This is a genomic window from Paenibacillus sp. FSL L8-0470 (assembly GCF_038008625.1).
GTDB lineage: Bacteria > Bacillota > Bacilli > Paenibacillales > Paenibacillaceae > Paenibacillus_AQ.
This window is the reverse complement of the sequence record NZ_JBBOZM010000001.1, coordinates 5,469,917-5,488,877: the sequence shown is the minus strand read 5'-3', so window position 1 is coordinate 5,488,877 and position 18,961 is coordinate 5,469,917. Positions and strand designations below refer to the sequence as shown.

Sequence of the window (18,961 nt, the reverse complement as noted above, 5' to 3'; positions counted from 1 at the left end):
TCAATTCCCTAATTCATGTCCACTTGATTGTAATATTGATTATACCAGGTTATAAATTTGTTGATACCGTCGTCAATTGATGTATTTGGTTTAAAGCCTACATCTTCAAATAAATTTTTTATGTCAGCATAGGTTTGGTACACATCCCCAGCTTGCATTGGATAATATTTTTTAATCGCTTTTTTACCAGTTGAATGTTCAATCGCTTGAATTAAATCTATTAATCTTTCAGGTTTATTATTCCCAATATTATAAACCTTGTAGGGTAAGGTTTTATTAAATATTGCAGGAGAGTTTTCTATAAGTCTAGTGACACCTTCAATAATATCATCAATATAAGTAAAATCCCGGTACATATCTCCATTATTAAATACTTTTATCATTTTATCTTCAATAATAGCCTTTGTAAAAGAGTAATATGCCATATCAGGTCTTCCATACGGACCATAAACTGTGAAGAAACGCAATCCGGTTGCAGGTATTTTATAAAGGTGACTATAAGTATGTGCCATTAGTTCATTAGACTTTTTTGTAGCTGCATATAAACTAACTGGTTGATCAACCATGTCTTCTGTTGAAAATGGTATCTTTTGATTAGAACCATACACAGAACTTGAGGAAGCATAAAGCAGGTGGCTTACTTTGTGGTATCTACACATCTCGAGAATATTGAAGAATCCCACAATATTGGATTGTATATAAACATGTGGTTTCTCAATGCTATATCTTACACCTGCTTGTGCCGCCAGGTTGATTACTATATCAATGTTGTTTTTTGAAAACAAGTTTTCAAGATAGTCCCTGTCAATTAAATCTGCTTTATGGAAAGTGAAATGATCAAATTTCTTCAATATGTTTAAACGGCTAAGTTTAAGGTTCACGTCATAATAATCGTTCATGTTGTCATATCCTATTACTTTGCAACCCATGCTCAATAACTTTTTGGAAAGGTGCATACCAATAAAGCCGGCTGCACCTGTAACAAGATATGTTTTTGTGCTATCTACAGGTTTTAAATTCATTTTACACACCTACACCATAGTATTTAAATCCTTTTCCAGTTAATTCTTGTTTATCGTAAATATTTCTAAAATCAAAGAAATACTTTCCACTATTTAGTTCATCATATTTATCAAAATCCAGGTTTCTGAATTCATTCCATTCAGTGAGAATCAAAGTAGCATCCGTATTTGTAATAGCCTCGTAAGTTTCTTCACACCAAATCAGGTTATCTTTTATATCATGAAGACGCCATGTACCTTCTTCACGTCCTTTTGGATCATATACCTTTAGCTTTATACCATACTTCACTAATTCTGGTAAGATGACTAATGAAGGTGCTTCCCTCATATCATCTGTATTAGGTTTAAAAGTAATCCCTAGAACCGCTATAGTTTTCCCCTCAACTTCACCCAGAGCATCCACGATCTTATCTACCATTTTAAGCTTTTGTCTTTCATTAGCTTTTATAGTAGCTTCTATTAAAGAGAGAGGTTCACCGCTATCTTGGGCAATTTTAACGAGAGATCTGGTATCCTTTGGAAAACAGCTTCCTCCATAACCAGGACCTGCATGTAAAAATTTGGGGGAGATGCGTCCGTCCTTTCCCATTGCTTTAGCTACTTTTTGAACGTCAGCCCCCACCTTTTCACAAAGATTAGCTACTTCATTAATAAAGGTAATTTTCATGGCAAGAAAGGCATTTGATGCGTACTTAATGATTTCTGCCGTTTCAATGTTCGTTATGACAAAAGGAGTTTCATTGATATATAGGACTCGATATACTTCTTTCATTAGATTGATAGCTTTTTCATTTTCAGCACCGATAACTACTCTATCGGGATGAGTAAAGTCTCTAACTGCAGATCCCTCTCTTAAAAATTCAGGGTTTGAAACTACGTCGAAAGTATAGTTTACCCCTCTTTCGTTTAGAGCATCTTGCACCAGTGACTTGACTTTTTGTCCTGTTCCTACGGGTACAGTCGACTTATTGACAATCACCTTATATCCATTCATGTAAGTAGCTATACTCTCGGCAACAGTAAGAACATATTGAAGATCAGCACTTCCGTCATCTGCTGGCGGTGTTCCAACCGCAATGATGATAATGTCATTTTTTTCTACAGCATCCTGGATATTAGTTGTAAAATATAGTCGTTTATAATAATAATTTTTTTCGACCATTGTTTCTAATTCTGGCTCATATATGGGAATAATACCTTGTTTTAAACGAGCAATTTTGTTTTGATCAATATCAACACATGTAACTTTATGGCCAAAGTCTGACAGGATTGCTCCCGACACTAAACCAACATAACCTGTACCTACTATGGCAATTCTGGACATTAATTACACCTCTTATATACCTTTTAAGTAGTAGAGATTTAATATCTGATCAAACTTTTTTGCTACAGCATTATAATTGTAGTTCTCTAAAATATAAGGCTGTATCTCACTTAAATACTTTTGTCTTTGTTCCTCATCACTAAGGATGGAAAGAGCCTTTTGTAATTCATTTTCATTTTCGACAATGGCATAATCTAACTTGAACTTACGAAGTAACTCAGAATAAGCAGCAGAATTTGATACAATTGTGGGAATACCATTTGCAATCGTCACTAGCAATCTGTTATTGCTCTTTTGTTTTTCCAAACTATCGTGAGACAAAAAGCATAGACTATAACGTTTTAGATTATTAATAAATCCTTCATATTTCCATTCTATTAACTCAACATTGTCTAATTTAATTTCTTTATTGCCTATAACACCTATTGAATATTTAGGTTGCGCGGATATATAATCAATTGCCCACATTGCTGATTCTAAATTACCTAGTTGGTGATTACCAAACCAAACTACTTTTCCGTTAAATGGTGAAAGGGAAGGGTTCAATTGTTCAACATAATCGATACCATCATTCAAAATGCAACATGGTTTACCTAGCTTCAATTCCTCTATCCGCGCTTTTTGAGTTTCATTTGCAACAGTAATTAAATCAGCTTGCTGCGCAACTTGGTTAAATGATTCTCTGGCATCATCGTACTGCCGTCCTACCACATCATAGATGAGAAAAACCTTTCGTTTCTTTTTTTGATCTAGAATTTTTATTAAATTTTCTTGTGAAGCGGATTGATTCACAACAATAATGTCAGCATTCTCCGGATCATCAAGATTAGCTATATACTTGTTGGGAAATAACTTTTGAAGATGATCTATTAGATATAAAGCCCGAAGTCTTGATGTGGCATTTTTTATAAAAGGCCTTCTTTTGGGGATAAATGTTATCTTAATCGGATTTTTTCCCACTTTTACTCCCCTTCCAAAATAGTCTCATATAATAATATGCGTTTAATTTTGTTATGCTTAATTAAAATGCCTAAACGGTCTGCAAAATATATTCAAGAAAAGGCAGGAAGGATGTGTGCATACGCCGATTCTTATGGGGATGGCTGGTTCGATCAGCATCTGGACGCCGGGAACTGGAGGACATGGAACGGTTTGACCCCAATGAAGGAAGCAAGGCGTTTTTATCTTGTAGGGGGGGACGAGTGGACGCGTTCAGCTAATGGTAATGCATCGTCCGATCGGAAGAAAATCGTGCTCGCAGGGGCTCCGTGTCAAATCATGGGGCTAATTCTTTGAAACAAAAGGTTTTTATGAATTATTTTTATGTCTATACCCAATGATATAGGGATTTATACGAATTTGTTGGCCAATTTTGATTTCATTTGCAGTGATTCCCAATTTCCACAGACAAAACACTAGAGAACACTGATCTCGTTCGCTTCCAGTAGCGATTTCGTTCCACCAAAGTTCATTCAATTGGTTTATTTTTTCCGTGTTTTTTCTAATAATAAATCCACTCTCAAATAATCCATAATCACGAGGAAATCCTTCATTTAGATACTTTATTTTTACACGGTCCGCAATTTCGGTGCTTACTTTGTTGACTTTTAAACAGTGTTCTAATTCTTGATAGGTGCAGTTTCGTCTTGGATGCTTGTATAAGGCAATATCTTGGCCCTCTAGACATTCCACTATCATCTCATAAATATCTTTTGCTTTTAATTTAAAATTTGCATCCAAATAAATGCTTAGGTCATGTTCTGGTAGAAATTTATGAGATAACAATTTGGTTAAACGAGCCATTTTTCTTGGGCTTTCAAATTGTTTTTCCAATACTTTAATCGTCCAATTTTCAGACTTTATGCTCGGGTCATCTGTAAACAGAATATAATCCACACTTTTATCTATACATAAGGGTTCTTTAACGGAATCATGATTACCAAATAATGAAGTATAAACAACTACCTTCATAGTATGCCCTCCTCGAGTCTATTAGCGAATGATCGCTTAAGATAACTACGTACCACATAATGTCCAAAAGAGGATGGGACGGGTTGTCCGAAAATAGCTGGAGTAGTTGTCCAGGACCGTAAACCCGTCAAGGCCACGAAGCGTTCATTTAGCCTTGACGGGTGTTTTCAAATAGAAGAAATCGGCAGCCACCCCATTGGACTGCTTAATCCTCGAGAGTCCTCACATATTTTTCTATTATGTTGCTAATATATTTGTGATCCACGTTATCATAACAAGGAAGAGTTACGGTATTTTTTTCAAGATATTTCGCAATTGGCTGAACACTATTATATTTGTTCTTATAATAAGTTGTATTGCTCAGGCAATACGTTCCTATTGTGGATTCAATTCCATTTTCCGTTAAATAAGCGATTAAATGATCTCTATTCATCCCTTCGGGAACCATAAAAACGAGGGATTGAATATTATGAATCACATTGTCCAGCGAATTTTGCCTTTTAAAACCTAAAAGATGGAGTCTCTTTTTATACTCGTCAGCTATACTGCTCCTACTTTTCACAATTGATTCTAATTTATTTAATTGTTTTATTCCCATTGCTGCTTGAAGCTCCGATAGTCTGTAATTATATCCATAATTAATGAAATCAGCCATTCCATCTCGGACAATCGCTCCATGGTTTAATTTAACACTCATAATTTCCGCGATTTCTTTCTTATTGGTTGTAATCACTCCTCCTTCGCCAGTCGTAAGCAATTTCCGGGGATGAAAACTAAAACAGGTAAGATCTGCGATTTTACCTACGTTGACTCCATTTTCACTGCTCCCGATGGCACAAGCAGCATCTTCAATCAACGGTATTTGATGTTTTTCACATATCCCTTTTATTTTAGATATTCCGCTTGGGTTTCCGAACGCATCCACGAATATGACTGCTTTTGTTTTTTGGGTTATTTTCCTTTCTAGTTCTTCCGATTTCATATTGTAAGTATCCTGATCCACATCCGCAAAAATTGGCATCGCTCCGATATCCTCTACAACATTTACGGTTGCCGGAAAAGAAAAGTCGGATACGATCACCTCGTCTCCCAATCCTATTCCGAGTGATTTTAAGCACATTGTCAATGCTGTAGTCGCAGAGGTGGTCAGGAAGGCATGATCGACTCCTAAATAAGTTTTTATTTCCTGTAAGAATTTGTTTACATATTCTCCTTTGGTAAAAATTCCTGATTCAAATATTCTTTTGAAATCTTCTTCAACTTCTTGAAAGGTAATATAAGGTTTTATTAATTTTATCATTTAAGAACATTCCTCTTGTTATATATTTCTTTATACCATCGAACCGTTTTTAATAACCCTTCATCAAAATCCACTAAATTAAAATCAATCATCGACTTGATCTTTTGATTGCCTGCATGATGACAGGCTACATCTGCCGGTCGACAATCTTTATATAAAATAGGACCTTTATAATTGAGGATTTTTGATATTTTTAAGATAATTTCTTTAATTGCAATGTGATTACCGGCTGCAATATTTACACAATCTCCACGTTTAATCACATCATAAACCTTGATTATAGAATCGATTGTATCTACTACATAAATATAGTCTCTACTTTGTAGACCGGTTCCATGGATTTCCGGAGCATCACCATTTAACAATTTCATAATCGTTGCAGGAATCACTCCTGATAGAGGGCCTTCATAATTTTGCCTAGGACCATAATTATTAAAGGGTCTGACGATAAACGCATCCAGACCGAACATGTTAACATAACTGTGTAACATGGTGTCAGCAGCGGCCTTGCCTGCAGCATAGGCCGTAGTTGGAAGTATCGGATGCTGTTCATCCATCGGCTCATATTGTGCGCTGCCATAAACCTCAGATGATGAAAAGTGACAAAGTGTTTTAAATGCTCCTTTTCTCTGTAACTCAAGCAGATTATTTAAAACGATCACATTTGTCATATAGGCATTCGATGGATTGATAAAGGAATAATTCAATGCCTTGGTGGCACAGTTGAAAACAATATCAATCTTATGTTTTTCAATTATATATTCCAGAGAGTCTTTTAATTCGGCATCATCTACATATAAGACCATTCCCTTGGACAATGCGTCTGATAAGTTTTCTCTGTTTCCTAAAAACATATTGTCAACAACTATGACTTGTTTCGCTTCATTCATCATTAATTGTTCTACCAAGTGACTCCCTATAAATCCCGCACCGCCGGTAATTAATATCGTGCTATTTTTTATTTTAGGCCTCATAGTCCACCTCCACTTGTTACTTGTTCCCCTCGATGTATGCTCTAATCATCTGTGCGACTTCCAAGGCTTTGGATGCTTCTTCAGGCCCTACAATGGAACATTGCTTCATTCGAATGGATTGCACAAAATGATCGATTTCAGCAAAAAGGGGTTCAGTGTTGGGAACGATGATCTTTTCAACTATACTTTCTTGTCGGTAGGATAGATTTTTTTCTATAACAGAATCCACTTTTTGATAGATAAATAACTCTTTGGTCATATAGTCAGATTTGATCAACCGATCTCTTTCGGTGATCGTCAACGTCCTTACTTTTTCCTGAGATAGGCGGTTGGCTACCAGATTTGCTATGACCCCATTTTTGAATGTAAGCACAGCATTAGCCACATCCATCTGCCCAGATTCAGTCAGGCTATAACCTACCGCAGAAAGGCTTTGAATCGGACTTCCGACCAAACTTAAGACAATATCAATGTCATGGATCATAAGGTCAAAAATAACATCAATGTCAATCACTCGGTTGAGGGCCCCTAATCGCCTCGTTTCAATGGAAATCATTTTGGGGCGATTAATAATTTTGTTTAGCTGTTGAATTACCGGATTGAATCTTTCCACATGCCCTACCTGAACAATGACATTCTTAGCCTTGATTAATGGTTTAATTTGTTCTGCCTCTTTCATCGAACTGACGAATGGTTTCTCAACCAAAACATGTTTTCCTTCCTGCAATGCCTGTTGGATGAAAGTGAAATGTAAACTGGTTGGAACAGAAATGATTACTGCATCCACTTTTTTTAATAATTCACTAAATGACGAAAAAGGACAAACATCGTACTCCTTAGCTATTTTCAGGCACCGTTTCATATCGTTATCATAAACACCAACAAAATGGACATTTTTCATCTTATCCAGGGTTCGGCAATGATTCATGCCCATAATTCCGACTCCGGCTACCCCAATATTAATTAATTCCATTACTATCACCCTTAAATTCTTTAATTGAGGATATTACATAATCTTGTTCGTATTCTTTTAACGTTGGATAAAGCGGCAGGGCCAGGATTTTTTCCGAAACCTTTTCTGCTATTGGAAAGTCTCCTTTTTGATAATGGAGTCCATGGAAGGCAGGTTGAAGATGAAGGGGTAGGGGATAATAGATGCCTGTAGCAATTTTTCTATGGTTTAGGTATGAGGCTAATTCGTCGCGATTGTCTGTTTCAATGCTGTATTGGTGAAAGACGTGTTCCCGATTCTTCACCGTAATAGGGGTTTTAACCAAACCTATCAACTTTTCTGAGTAGCGGTTCGCAATTTCTCTCCTTTTTTGATTCCAATCATCTAGTCTCTTCAATTTCACTTCTAATATGGCTGCTTGGATTTCATCTAACCGACTGTTTAAACCGATATCAGAATGTACATATTTTTTTTCGCTTCCATGATTTCTCAATACTTTAATTTTTTCATATAAATCCTTATCACTCGTTACTACCATACCTCCATCTCCATATGTTCCAAGATTTTTGGAAGGGAAAAACGAAAAACAACCTGTATCACCAAATGATCCTACTTTTTTTCCATTAAAAGTGGCTCCGATGGATTGGCATGCATCCTCAATAACCTTTAAACGATATTTTTTCGCTATTTCCATAATCTTTTCCATATCTGCCGATTGTCCAAAAAGGTGTACAACCATAATTGCTTTCGTTTTTTTTGTTATCGCTTGTTCAATCAAAGCGGGGTTCATATTATACGTTATGGGATCAATATCGACGAAAACAGGCTTTGCCCCGACACGAGCAATAACCTCTGCTGTGGCAAAGAAGGTAAAGGGGGGAGTAATGACTTCATCTCCATCCCCAATAGACATGGCTTCCAATGAAAGAAGGAGTGCATCTGTCCCATTCGCAACCCCAATGCCATAAGAGGTCCCTACGTATTCGGATAACAATTTTTCAATTTGCTTTCCTTTATTCCCTAGAACATAGGATCCACTTTCCAGAACTTCATGAACTGACTTCTGTATCTCATCCTTTACACTCTCGTATTCCGCCTTCAAATCCAATTGAGGTATCATTTGTTTTCAATCCTTTACAAGGTATTTTCATCCGGTACTTTTCTTGCTGGGTTTCCTACAACTGTCTCAAAATCCGGCACATTTTTTGTCACAACGGCCCCTGCACCAACCACAGTATTCTTACCTATAATGATGGCAGGTAACAATGATGCATTATTCCCTATTTTTGCTCCTTCCTTAATATAAGGACCTCTCAATGTAAATTCTTTTGCTCCCATATATTTATCATTGGACATGGAAACGCATGGACCAATGAAGACGTGATCTTCAATCGTAGTATCTGCCGTAACATAAGCTAAGGTTTGGATGGTGCAATGCGAACCAATTGATGTATTTAATTCAACCATGGCACCTCGACCTATGACAGTATTCGCTCCAATCCGTACTTTTTCACGGATACTTGCTTGATCCCCAATGAATGCTTCTTCAGAGATTATAGTTCCCGTGTAAATCGAAACATGATTTCCTATTTTGACATTAGATTTGATCTCAAGTGGAGGTAAAGTAGTCTCCGTTTTTCGCATATTTGCATTTCCACCGGGATAAACCCCGATAATACAGTGAGATCCTATCGTTACGTTATCCCCAATTCGGGTATTTCCCAAAATAGCCGTATGATGCCCGATAGAAACGTTTTTTCCTAATACGACACCCTCCTGAATTACGACCAGTTCACCTATATTTGCATTCTCACTAAATCTATCAATCATTTGCATCCCCTCTTTTTGGTATCAAATTAGAAAAAATTGTAACTCCACTTTCTTATATCAATTGTGAGTACCTAAGATACTCTTAATCATATTTACTAACTCTAAGGCACGTACCGTCGCTGAATGTTTTGTATGAACCATTCTATAACCTTCATTTGCCATCTTTGCCCGTTCTTGATCATGGGTTAAATAGAACTCAATCTTTTCCAAAAAATTCTTTTCATTAATAGAGGCAAAGTGTACATCCGGTATAAATCCTATATCCTCTAGCTCTTTTAAGGGTGGCGCAAGCAAAAGAGTGTTGCAAGCCGGAACTTCAAAATACTTTGCTAATGGATAATGGAAGGTTGAATCACATGTTAAAAATAATTTTGCTCGATTAACTTCCTTAGCATATTTTTCTCCTATAATAATATTTTTCCTGGTTTCATCCTGGTTTTCGTAACCAGGGTGTGGATGATAAACAAAAAAAGGCTTATCTATTAAAGCATCATACATGATTTTTCTTAACGGATAATACCTCCTTGCTACCCCCATCATTAAACAATCGATGTCTTTAGGTAACCCATAATCTTTAAAGACCTCTTCATTGGCAAAGTGAGGCAGCCACCTCATTCTTTGGAGATATTTGGGATACCTATTTATAAAGTAATCTCGACAAAGTGTAAAAATATATGGAACATGATTCTGCTCAATAAAAAGGATACGTTCTTGCACGAGTCGATGAAGATCATACATGAAAACACCGAATGGGATATTAAGAGAGGAGAGTCCGGTGATGACGGGAGAACGATTGTCAACCGGATCATTGATCAATATAAAATCCGGCCTAAACCTGATATGATTCAGGATATTTTGAATATCCCCTGGCTCACTCCATAGCACTAAATCGATTACCTTAGACAATGCCTGAGAGAGATAATATGGATGTCTTTCCGTCTTTTTGGAAAAATCACGGCTAATATATAATATCTTGAGTTTTTCCATAAGTTACTCCTTTCAAATTAGTCAATCAATCAACTCATGAAAAATCCATCTACAAGTTTCAAAATTATATTATGCATTGGATGTTTAACATTCCATAGACATGAATGGAACTTCCGATTAAACACATTTTTAATGTCTCATACATTAATATAACTAATCGACTTTCAAGGAGTGTGTAATAATGACAATCAGACCAATTGTTATCTTAGGTACAGGTGGAAACTGTATTGATATTTTGGATACAATAAATGACATTAATGCTATTCAATTAAAATATGAATGTGTCGGATTCCTTGATGATAACCCAGATCATTGGGGACAAAGGATTGCAGGGTTACCCATTCTTGGCCCGCTTCCCACTGCCAAAGATCTTCCTCCATCGCATTTTATTGTGAACGGTATAGGAAGTCCTCGAAATTTTTGGGAAAAAGAATCTATTATAGCAAAGACGAAAGTCGGTATCGAAAAATTCGAAACTATTATTCATCCTACTGCCCATATATCAAAAATGTCTGATATTGGTCGGGGGACGGTTATTTTCCAGAATGTCACGATTACATCAAATGTTAAAATTGGTGATCATGTAATCATCCTTCCAAATACAGTGATAAGTCACGATGATATTATCGGCGATTACTCCTGTATTGCTGGTGGAGTTTGTATTTCCGGTGTTGTTGCAATTGGTAAATCATGCTATATAGGAACAAATAGCTCAATAAAACAAAATGTATCAATAGGTGATTTTTCACTTGTCGGGATGAATAGTGCCGTTTTGCGTGATGTTCCGAAAAACAATGTAGTTGTTGGTAACCCAGCAAAATTTTTAAGATATACCCGCTGATGTGGCCGGGGGAGGGGAATACAATCAGTAGCCTTTTCTTTCAAATTAAGTGACAATGATTAAATTTGAGACATAAGTTAATTGAGGATGTGAGTGGAAAAGCATTTATTATTTTATAGTGGGAGGAAAGGATGGGATATAATTTTGTTAAAAATAGTTAGCGTAATTGACCAGATCGGTTCAGATATAGATTATTTAGCTAATGGTTTATTGCCCTATATGGATCGCTATGATTACCAAGTTTTGGATGTACATCCTACAACCCCAAGTACTTCTCAACTTATGCGATTCGAAAAATACGGTAAGGATGCAGACATTATTGATTTTCAACATCCTCATATTGCGCTTTTGCTATTAAACAGGTATCCCTGGCTTTCAGAGAAGAAAAAAATATTAACCAACTATATTCCTGATTATCTAAATAACAGTCAATATAGCATGTTTGATAAAGTAGTCTCTTCAAATAAAACGATGCAAAGAAGAATACCGGGCAGCGTGTTTATTTCTTTAACAGTGGATACTAATTTCTGGACTTTTAATGACAAGTGGACGAATAATAAAAATTTGATTATGGTTACCGATGAAATAAAGCAAGAAAAGGGAGTTTTTGAAGTAGCAGTTGCATGCCGTAACCTTGGGCTAAACCTTTTATTGGTTGGTCGAAAATCGGATGAAAGCTATTTAACTAAAGTGTTAGAAACTGGACGTGTTACTTACCGACAAGAGATGAGTAAGGAAGAACTTCAACAATTGTATTATCAGTCTACCTTATTCGTTTGTAACTCGGATGAAAGTGAGATTGGACCTGTTTCAATATTAGAGGCCATGATCTCTGGGGTGCCAATTCTTTCCCGTTTAGTCGGACATGTGCCAGAACTTAACAAAAAGAATAGTATGCGATTATTAGAGTCTCCATTAAATGATGTCGCTTCATTGACAAATGCTATTGAGAATCTTCTGAGCAACGAGCAAGAGCTCTTAGTTATGCGCGAGAGAGCTTGGCAAATTGGCTCAAAACAAGCAGACGAACGCAGAGCATACAATTATCAAAAGCTTTACAGTTCCCTTTTTCCTGGAACCCCAGTCTCTGTAATTGTAACAATTTATGAATATCATCATACAATACTTAATTGTTTACAATCTATTGCTGCCCAAGATTATGTTAATAAAGAGTTAATTATCTGTGATGACAATCCGAATAGTGAAAATCAGTCAGTAATAGAGGAATTTGCACGTTCAGTCTCTTTTCCAGTTGTATATCGAAACACATCCCGAAAGGAAAATGATTATGGGCTAGCTAGAGCTCGTAATGTAGGGATAATAGAGGCAAGTGGTGATATTTTAGTATTTTGCGATCAGCGTATAAGTATGCATTCCAATGCTATTAGTGAATTTGTCAAAAATCTAATGCCTAAAAAATGGTTATTTGGTACAAAAGGAATAATAAAAGGATTTGTTGAGAACTTCTCCTGTGTTTACCGAAATGATCTAATAAGAGCTGGCATGTTCTGTGAGCGTGTTGATGAATATGGTGGGGCAACACAAGAAATATTTAAACGCACTCATTCACAGGGGTTTAAGCATGAACTAATTCCAACTGCTAATTCAACTTTTATTGTTGAATCATTAAGTCTTTCAAAAAGACGTCCAGAAATTATTAAAATGCGAAATCGCTTATATAGAATGAACTTTTAGCCTTTAAAAGGGAGAAAAAATAGAGGTAGAGGTGAGATTATTGGAAAGTGGTAATTTAAACAGATCACATACTATAGATGTAATAGTCTGTGTATATAACGCGTTGGAGTATGTCAAATTGTGCTTAGAATCCTTGATAGCAAAAAAAACCATTCCATTCAATTTAATCATTGTGGATAGTGGGAGTGAAAAAGAAACAAAAGACTATTTAGCTTCTTTCGCAAGGAAATATGATTGTAAATTAAAAACTAATAACTCAAAGACTGATTACACAATTGCATCAAATCAAGGACTGAAATTGTTTACATCAAAATATTGTGTGTTATTAAATAGTGACACAATTGTATCTATTCATTGGTTAGAAAAACTGATGGATTGTATGGAATCTGAAAGCAGTACAGGGATTGTTGGACCTTTATCAAATTCGGCCAGCTATCAGTCAGTACCTAAGGATGTTAATGGAAATGGAGGCACGGTAAACGAATTGGAAAAATTAGGCGGTAAAGAGCTAACCATTGAACAAATGGCATATTTTATAGAACAACAATCAAAAAGAATATTTCCAGTTGTTAATCATGTGAATGGGTTTTGTTTTATGATTAACCGTTCCGTCATTGAAAAAATAGGTGATCAGGATGAAATAAACTTTCCTTGCTATGGGGGAGAGGATGATTATTGTATTCGGGCAGTCAATGCAGGGTTTAAACTAAAGGTTGCCGATGATTGCTATATTTATCATTATAAATCCAAAAGTTATAATACTGAAGAAAAAAACGAGAAAAGGAAAAATGCAGGGAGACTTCTACGGGAAAAACATACACCAGCAATTGTTAAACATCATTACACTGAAATAAAAAATAACATTGAACTTGCAAGAATAAGGGAAGAAATTGATCTAGCGCTAATTAATAGCAGTTGTATGTATGATTACAATAGGGCTATTTTGCTTTTCTGCTCTGACCTGGAAAAAAATAGCAACCTCGAAACGATGATAAAAGAAACAAAAAAAATGTATAGAGATAATATACTTCTAAAACTGGCTGTGCCTTTTCATTTTAAAGAATATCTTACAAAAATATATCCACATCAAGCGGTTCATTTTATATTTTACGAAAATAAAAGTGAATTGATTCGAATTAGTCAGCATTTTGATACCGTAATTGCCGCTGATTTAAAAGCTAATGATACTTTACGGCAAATTGCAGCAAATTATGACCATATTAAAGATGTTTATTATACCGTAGAAAAACATTGAATTTTTAGAAACCCTTGATGTTGCTTGCTACAAAATTGCCTCCTTCGAAAATAATGATATCCCTTTATTAAGAAAGGTCGCATCAAAAGGAAAGCCGATGATTGTTTCAACAGGGATGGCTTCACTTGGTGAAATTGAAAATTTAGTAAAAACAATTAAGGATGCAGGCTGCGTTGATTTCATTTTATTAAAATGCACGAGCAGTTATCCAGCTTCACCCGAAAACTCGAATCTTAATACGATTCCCTTTTTATATTTCAAAGGATATAAAGGCTGGCGAAGTATTGACAATGGAAAATATAAAAGTGATTCGTCCAGGATTTGGTTTGGATCCAAAATACTATGATCTACTTTTGGGAAAGCAAATTAAAAAGATCTAAAAATTGGAACTCCATTAAGCTGGGAGCAGTTATTGTAATAATGTTTGAAATAATATGTAATCATTAGCCCCGAGAGCCCTGCAAAACGCATACAGTTTCTGTAAAAAACAAACCCAGTACCCGGTCCAGTACCCAGTACTAGGTTTGTTGTATAAATGGAAAAAAGAAAAAGCGAGTTCACATAGTCTTCTTAATAGACATCCCGCGCATACCGCTTGGATAACGACATTTCTTGTACATAATTAATCGCTTCATCCGCAGGCATACCGCCGTGCTGCCGGATTACCATTTTCAGTGCGGCATCTACTTCTTTGGCCATTTGCCGGGCATCTCCACATACATAGAAGTGCGCGCCTTCCTGAAGCCAGGCCCATAGCTCGGCTCCATGCTCAAGGATGCGGTGTTGTACATAGATTTTGTCAGCCTGATCGCGCGAAAAGGCTGTGTCCAGCCGATGCAGGAAGCCTTCCTTCTGAAGAGCTTCAAGCTCGTCGTAGAAATAAAAATCACTGTCTTTCCGCTGTTCTCCGAAGATCAGCCAATTTCTTCCTTTGGCTCCGGACGCTTTACGCTCTTGCAGGAAACCCCGGAACGGAGCAATGCCTGTACCCGGACCAACCATAATCATCGGGGCATCGGGATTTGCCGGTGGACGGAATTGGGCATTCTTTTGAATGAAAATGGGAATGATCGTATCCTCTGTAGCGAGGTCGGCGAGAAATGTAGAGCATACTCCCTTGCGGGCGCTGCCGTTGTTCTCGTAGCGAACGGTGGAAACTGTAATATGAACCTCGTTGGGATTTGCTTTCGGACTGGAAGAAATCGAATAGAGGCGGGGCTGCAAAGGCTTGAGCTGTTCCACAAGCTCCTGTGCGCTGAGGGAAACCGGGTATTCCTGCAGCACATCAATCAGTTGACGGCCCCACAGCCATTGCTTGAGGTCCGCCAGGTTCTCATTGTCTAGCAGCTTGCTTAACCGGGCATCCTGAGCGCGGTCCCGGATGAACCGGAGCATATCGGTTGTCACCCGGGCAATCTCGAAATGACGCAGCAGTGCTTCGGTCACCGGCAGTTCTCCCTGGCCTTTGACCATTACTGGTGTAGCAGGTTCAATGCCCAGCGTATGCAGCAGATTGCGGGCCAAGTCAGGGCAATTGGCAGGCCACACCCCCAGAGCATCGCCTGCTTCGAACTGCACTCCTTCAGGTGTAAGGTCGAAGGCGTAATGGCGGGTCTCCTTTTCAGATCCGGCCTTGTTCAGATTCTGCTTGAACAGCAGCCGTGAAGGTACCGGGTGGTTCCGGTGATATCCGCGTGGTTCCGGGTTTGTGGTAACCGGGATGGATACGGCAACCGGAGTGGATGAGATGCCGCTTACTGCGGCGGGTATAGCGGGCTTCGGGCTGCCTGTAAATCCGCCCAACAGTGCAGAGACATCATTCGTCCATGCCTCCGCCTGCTCCTGAAAGTCCGTATCGCAATGGGCACAGTCAAGCAGCCGCTGTGCACCAAGCTCCTCCAGACGGGTATCCAGATTCCGCCCGAAGCCGCAAAAGAGATCGTAATTGGAATCCCCGAAAGCGAGCACGGCATAACGCAGATCCTGGAGCTGTGGGGCATTCTCTGCCCTGAGGGATTGAAAGAAGCTTTCTCCATTGTCCGGAGGATCGCCGGCTCCGAAGGTGCTGGCGATAAACAGGACAGACTGGTTCTTGGCCAGATCGCTCACGGAATATTGATTCATATTTACGAGCTGCACATCATAACCGGCTTGCTGTAACTTCTTGGCACAGTCAATGGCTGCACCCTCCGCATTTCCGGTCTGCGAAGCCCATAGGATGGTTACCGGAAGGTTGGTTGTCGTGGGGCTCTCCGGGAACGGGGCAGCCTCCGAAGGGGACGACTCCGATAACGGTTCGGGTCTAAAGTTAGCTTCAGCCCCGGGAAGGGGAGTGCGGGAGAACATGCCCGCCAGCAGGCCATCAACAAAGAAGCGGGTTGGTGGCTCAAAAGGGGCGGCGGGCGGCAGCACCGGAATGCCGGAAGCGGACCGGCCGGCCTCGGTGCGCAGGCTAGTGATGAAGCCGGACAGATAAGCCTGTTCGTGGTTATGCAGAATCATGGCTGCGGGGGCTTCAATCCCAAGCATGCCCGCGAGCGTGTCGAGCTGCTTCATAGTTACGGCCTCCTTCGGACGGGCGGTCTCAGCGCTGGCTGGAGTTGAAGCCGGATTGCTGTCGATAACAGGCGCATGCGGTTCCCCGGAAGGCTGGCCTGCAGCCTTGACCAGTGACACAGAACAAAATTTCAACTCGGGCTGTAAGGACAGGGGGTCGACGGTATCATTGGTAACTTCATTGACAGCCAGCTGTGATCCAAAGACATCATTCCAGTGAAAGGGGGCAAAGCAGTTGCCGGGGCGTACACGGTCTGAAAGGAGCGCCGGGAGAATTGCCAGCCCCCGCCGCGAACGGAGTTCTACCGGATCTCGGTCTTTAATTCCCAGCACTTCAGCATCTTCCGGGTGAATTTCCACAAAGGGACCCGGGTTCAATTTATTGAGCCTCTGAACTTTGCCTGTTTTGGTCAATGTATGCCATTGGTGCTGCAAGCGGCCGGAATTCAGCACAAAGGGATAATCGCTGTCCGGCATCTCTGCAGGCGGCATATACGGACGTGCCCAGAATACAGCTTTCCCGCTTTCTGTAGGGAACACGATACCCAGAGAACTGTCATCTGGAAGCTCACTTGGTGCAGTGCCGCCTTGACGGTTCAAATAACGGATCGGATTGCGGTCGTTCGGCTGATCCGGCGCACTAGGCCACTGCACAGGCGTTTCACGCAGCCGTGCATAGGTGGCCCCGCGCAGGTCGTACCCTGTTTTCGGGTTCCAGGCTTGCTGGATTTCCGCATAGACCTCTGCCGAAGAAGAATAGGAAAAAGCTTCAGCATAACCCATTTCAGCGGCTACCCGGGTGATAAGCTGCCAGTCCGGCATGGCCTCTCCAGGCGGCTCGACGGCTTGCTGCATTAAGGTCAGGTTGCGCTCCGAATTAATCATCACCCCTTCACCTTCAGCCCATAAGGCTCCGGGCAGCAGGATATCCGCATACCGGTTGGTCTCCGTATCCAGGAAGCTGTCCTGGGTAATGACCAGTTCAGCCGCTTCCAGGGCAGCGATTACTTTCTTGCGGTTGGGGACGGTAGCCACCGGATTGGTGCAGATGATCCAGCAGGCCTTGATTTTGCCTGAGATCATGCTTTCGAACATGGAAATGGTGCCGCCGCTGGCATCGGTTCGAAGCGTTCCCCGGGGGATCTCCCACAGCTTTTCTATGAAGCTTCGATCGGTTTCCGACAACAGAGAACGTTGACCGGGCAAGCCTGGACCCATGTAACCCATCTCCCGGCCGCCCATGGCATTGGGCTGTCCGGTGAGTGAGAAGGGGCCGCTCCCCGGACGGCAGATGGCTCCTGTAGCAAGGTGCAGGTTGCAAATGGCATTCGTGTGCCAGGTGCCGTGGATGCTCTGGTTGAGACCCATGGTCCAGCAGGACAGCCACTCCGGCGCCTCGCCTATCCACTCGGCCGCCTGCCGGATATCCGCTTCCGGGATGCCGGTTATTTCGGAGACTTTATCCGGAGGATAATCCTCCAGAAATTCCTCCATACTCTCAAAACCCGAGGTGAACCGGGCGATAAAGGCCGGGTCCGTATGGCCGCTTTTTACAAGCAGATGCAGCAGTCCGTTGAGCAGGGCGAGATCTGTTCCGGGTCTGATCTGCATGAATAAATCAGCTTTCTCCGCAGTTGCCGTCCGCCGGGGGTCAACGACAATCAGCTTGGCTCCGCTCTTCACCCGGTCCATCAGCCGGAGGAACAGAATCGGATGACAGTCGGCCATATTGGCGCCAATAACGAAGAATAAATCCGTTTGATCCATATCCTGATAAGAACCCGGAGGGCCATCTGCTCCCAGAGAGAGCTTGTAGCCATTGCCGGCGCCTGCCATACACAGACGTGAATTGGACTCCATATTTGGCGTCCGGATGAAGCCCTTGGCCAGCTTATTAATCAGGTACTGGGCCTCCAGAGACATCTGGCCCGATACATAGATGGAGAGGGCTTCCGGGCCGTGTTCCTCCAGAATACTGCGCAGCCGCTGCGCGGTATCGCGGATGGCTGCATTTATTTCCATTTGGACAGGTTCAATCCCCCTGGACGGGCGGCTGTATGCATACTCCATCCGGCCGGATTCTGTGATCGCGGCTGCAGCAGTGCTGCCTTTGGTGCAGAGCCTGCCGAAATTGGCCGGATGCTCCTTATCTCCGGTGATTTTGACCACGCGGTTATCCGATACTTCGAGTACGATCCCGCAGCCAACCCCGCAGTAAGGACAGACGCTTTTGATTTTGCCAGTTGTCATGTGA

Annotated in this window: 14 protein-coding genes and 1 pseudogene; 4 read left to right on the top strand and 11 right to left on the bottom strand. The window is 40.4% G+C overall.

The annotated features are described in order from the left end of the window. Positions 1-8 precede the first annotated feature (8 nt). The 10 genes from NST99_RS25110 to NST99_RS25065 form a co-directional block, all read right to left on the bottom strand. Positions 9-1,022: a GDP-mannose 4,6-dehydratase gene (locus NST99_RS25110; RefSeq protein WP_341095257.1), complete on the bottom strand. Its 1,014-nt coding sequence runs from the start codon at positions 1,020-1,022 to the stop codon at positions 9-11. A 1-nt stretch (position 1,023) separates the two neighbouring features. Further along, positions 1,024-2,346, bottom strand: coding sequence for a UDP-glucose dehydrogenase family protein (locus NST99_RS25105; RefSeq protein WP_341095255.1), 1,323 nt, complete (start codon positions 2,344-2,346; stop codon positions 1,024-1,026). A gap of 12 nt (positions 2,347-2,358) precedes the next feature. Beyond that, positions 2,359-3,306: a glycosyltransferase gene (locus NST99_RS25100; protein ID WP_341095253.1), complete on the bottom strand. Its 948-nt coding sequence runs from the start codon at positions 3,304-3,306 to the stop codon at positions 2,359-2,361. Between the two features lie 348 nt (positions 3,307-3,654). Beyond that, positions 3,655-4,317, bottom strand: a complete 663-nt coding sequence (locus NST99_RS25095) for a glycosyltransferase domain-containing protein (protein WP_341095251.1) — start codon at positions 4,315-4,317, stop codon at positions 3,655-3,657. A gap of 205 nt (positions 4,318-4,522) precedes the next feature. After that, on the bottom strand, positions 4,523-5,617 hold the full coding sequence (locus tag NST99_RS25090) for a DegT/DnrJ/EryC1/StrS family aminotransferase (protein ID WP_341095249.1): 1,095 nt from the start codon (positions 5,615-5,617) through the stop codon (positions 4,523-4,525). Next, positions 5,614-6,591 carry an NAD-dependent epimerase/dehydratase family protein gene (locus NST99_RS25085; protein WP_341095247.1) on the bottom strand — a complete coding sequence of 326 codons (978 nt, stop codon included), beginning with the start codon at positions 6,589-6,591 and terminating at the stop codon, positions 5,614-5,616. Before NST99_RS25085 ends, NST99_RS25090 begins: the two co-directional genes overlap by 4 nt. Before the next feature lie 16 nt (positions 6,592-6,607). After that, positions 6,608-7,564, bottom strand: a complete 957-nt coding sequence (locus NST99_RS25080) for a Gfo/Idh/MocA family oxidoreductase (protein ID WP_341095245.1) — start codon at positions 7,562-7,564, stop codon at positions 6,608-6,610. Beyond that, entirely contained in the window at positions 7,551-8,663 is a 1,113-nt protein-coding gene (locus NST99_RS25075) for a DegT/DnrJ/EryC1/StrS family aminotransferase (RefSeq protein ID WP_341095244.1), read from the bottom strand. Before NST99_RS25075 ends, NST99_RS25080 begins: the two co-directional genes overlap by 14 nt. A 14-nt stretch (positions 8,664-8,677) precedes the next feature. Beyond that, complete coding sequence (locus tag NST99_RS25070; protein WP_341095242.1) at positions 8,678-9,373, bottom strand: acyltransferase; 696 nt, start codon at positions 9,371-9,373, stop codon at positions 8,678-8,680. A gap of 57 nt (positions 9,374-9,430) precedes the next feature. After that, positions 9,431-10,360, bottom strand: coding sequence for a glycosyltransferase family protein (locus NST99_RS25065; protein ID WP_341095241.1), 930 nt, complete (start codon positions 10,358-10,360; stop codon positions 9,431-9,433). A 181-nt stretch (positions 10,361-10,541) separates the two neighbouring features. Between NST99_RS25065 and NST99_RS25060 the strand changes: the two genes are divergently transcribed. The 4 genes and pseudogenes from NST99_RS25060 to NST99_RS25045 form a co-directional block, all read left to right on the top strand. Then, complete coding sequence (locus NST99_RS25060) at positions 10,542-11,201, top strand: acetyltransferase (RefSeq protein ID WP_341095236.1); 660 nt, start codon at positions 10,542-10,544, stop codon at positions 11,199-11,201. A gap of 93 nt (positions 11,202-11,294) precedes the next feature. Continuing rightward, positions 11,295-12,896, top strand: a complete 1,602-nt coding sequence (locus NST99_RS25055) for a glycosyltransferase (protein ID WP_341095234.1) — start codon at positions 11,295-11,297, stop codon at positions 12,894-12,896. A 31-nt stretch (positions 12,897-12,927) separates the two neighbouring features. Then, positions 12,928-14,151, top strand: a complete 1,224-nt coding sequence (locus NST99_RS25050) for a glycosyltransferase family 2 protein (protein ID WP_341095232.1) — start codon at positions 12,928-12,930, stop codon at positions 14,149-14,151. Beyond that, a pseudogene (locus NST99_RS25045) lies at positions 14,147-14,569 on the top strand (N-acetylneuraminate synthase family protein); the annotation flags it as partial. The gene NST99_RS25050 and the pseudogene NST99_RS25045, both read left to right, overlap by 5 nt. Positions 14,570-14,721: 152 nt before the next feature. Here NST99_RS25045 and NST99_RS25040 read toward each other — a convergent pair. Continuing rightward, the gene (locus NST99_RS25040; RefSeq protein ID WP_341095230.1) at positions 14,722-18,957 is read right to left on the bottom strand and encodes a bifunctional nitrate reductase/sulfite reductase flavoprotein subunit alpha; all 4,236 of its coding nucleotides are present in this window, start codon (positions 18,955-18,957) and stop codon (positions 14,722-14,724) included. Positions 18,958-18,961 lie beyond the last annotated feature (4 nt).

What these genes read in the sequence shown, in the direction of transcription:
- NST99_RS25060 (WP_341095236.1), top strand. Translation starts at nt 10,542, where the DNA reads ATGACAATCAGACCAATTGTTATCTTAGGTACAGGTGGAAACTGTATT.
- NST99_RS25065 (WP_341095241.1), bottom strand. Translation starts at nt 10,360, where the DNA reads ATGGAAAAACTCAAGATATTATATATTAGCCGTGATTTTTCCAAAAAG.
- NST99_RS25110 (WP_341095257.1), bottom strand. Translation starts at nt 1,022, where the DNA reads ATGAATTTAAAACCTGTAGATAGCACAAAAACATATCTTGTTACAGGT.
- NST99_RS25105 (WP_341095255.1), bottom strand. Translation starts at nt 2,346, where the DNA reads ATGTCCAGAATTGCCATAGTAGGTACAGGTTATGTTGGTTTAGTGTCG.
- NST99_RS25075 (WP_341095244.1), bottom strand. Translation starts at nt 8,663, where the DNA reads ATGATACCTCAATTGGATTTGAAGGCGGAATACGAGAGTGTAAAGGAT.
- NST99_RS25085 (WP_341095247.1), bottom strand. Translation starts at nt 6,591, where the DNA reads ATGAGGCCTAAAATAAAAAATAGCACGATATTAATTACCGGCGGTGCG.
- NST99_RS25080 (WP_341095245.1), bottom strand. Translation starts at nt 7,564, where the DNA reads ATGGAATTAATTAATATTGGGGTAGCCGGAGTCGGAATTATGGGCATG.
- NST99_RS25090 (WP_341095249.1), bottom strand. Translation starts at nt 5,617, where the DNA reads ATGATAAAATTAATAAAACCTTATATTACCTTTCAAGAAGTTGAAGAA.
- NST99_RS25095 (WP_341095251.1), bottom strand. Translation starts at nt 4,317, where the DNA reads ATGAAGGTAGTTGTTTATACTTCATTATTTGGTAATCATGATTCCGTT.
- NST99_RS25040 (WP_341095230.1), bottom strand. Translation starts at nt 18,957, where the DNA reads ATGACAACTGGCAAAATCAAAAGCGTCTGTCCTTACTGCGGGGTTGGC.
- NST99_RS25070 (WP_341095242.1), bottom strand. Translation starts at nt 9,373, where the DNA reads ATGATTGATAGATTTAGTGAGAATGCAAATATAGGTGAACTGGTCGTA.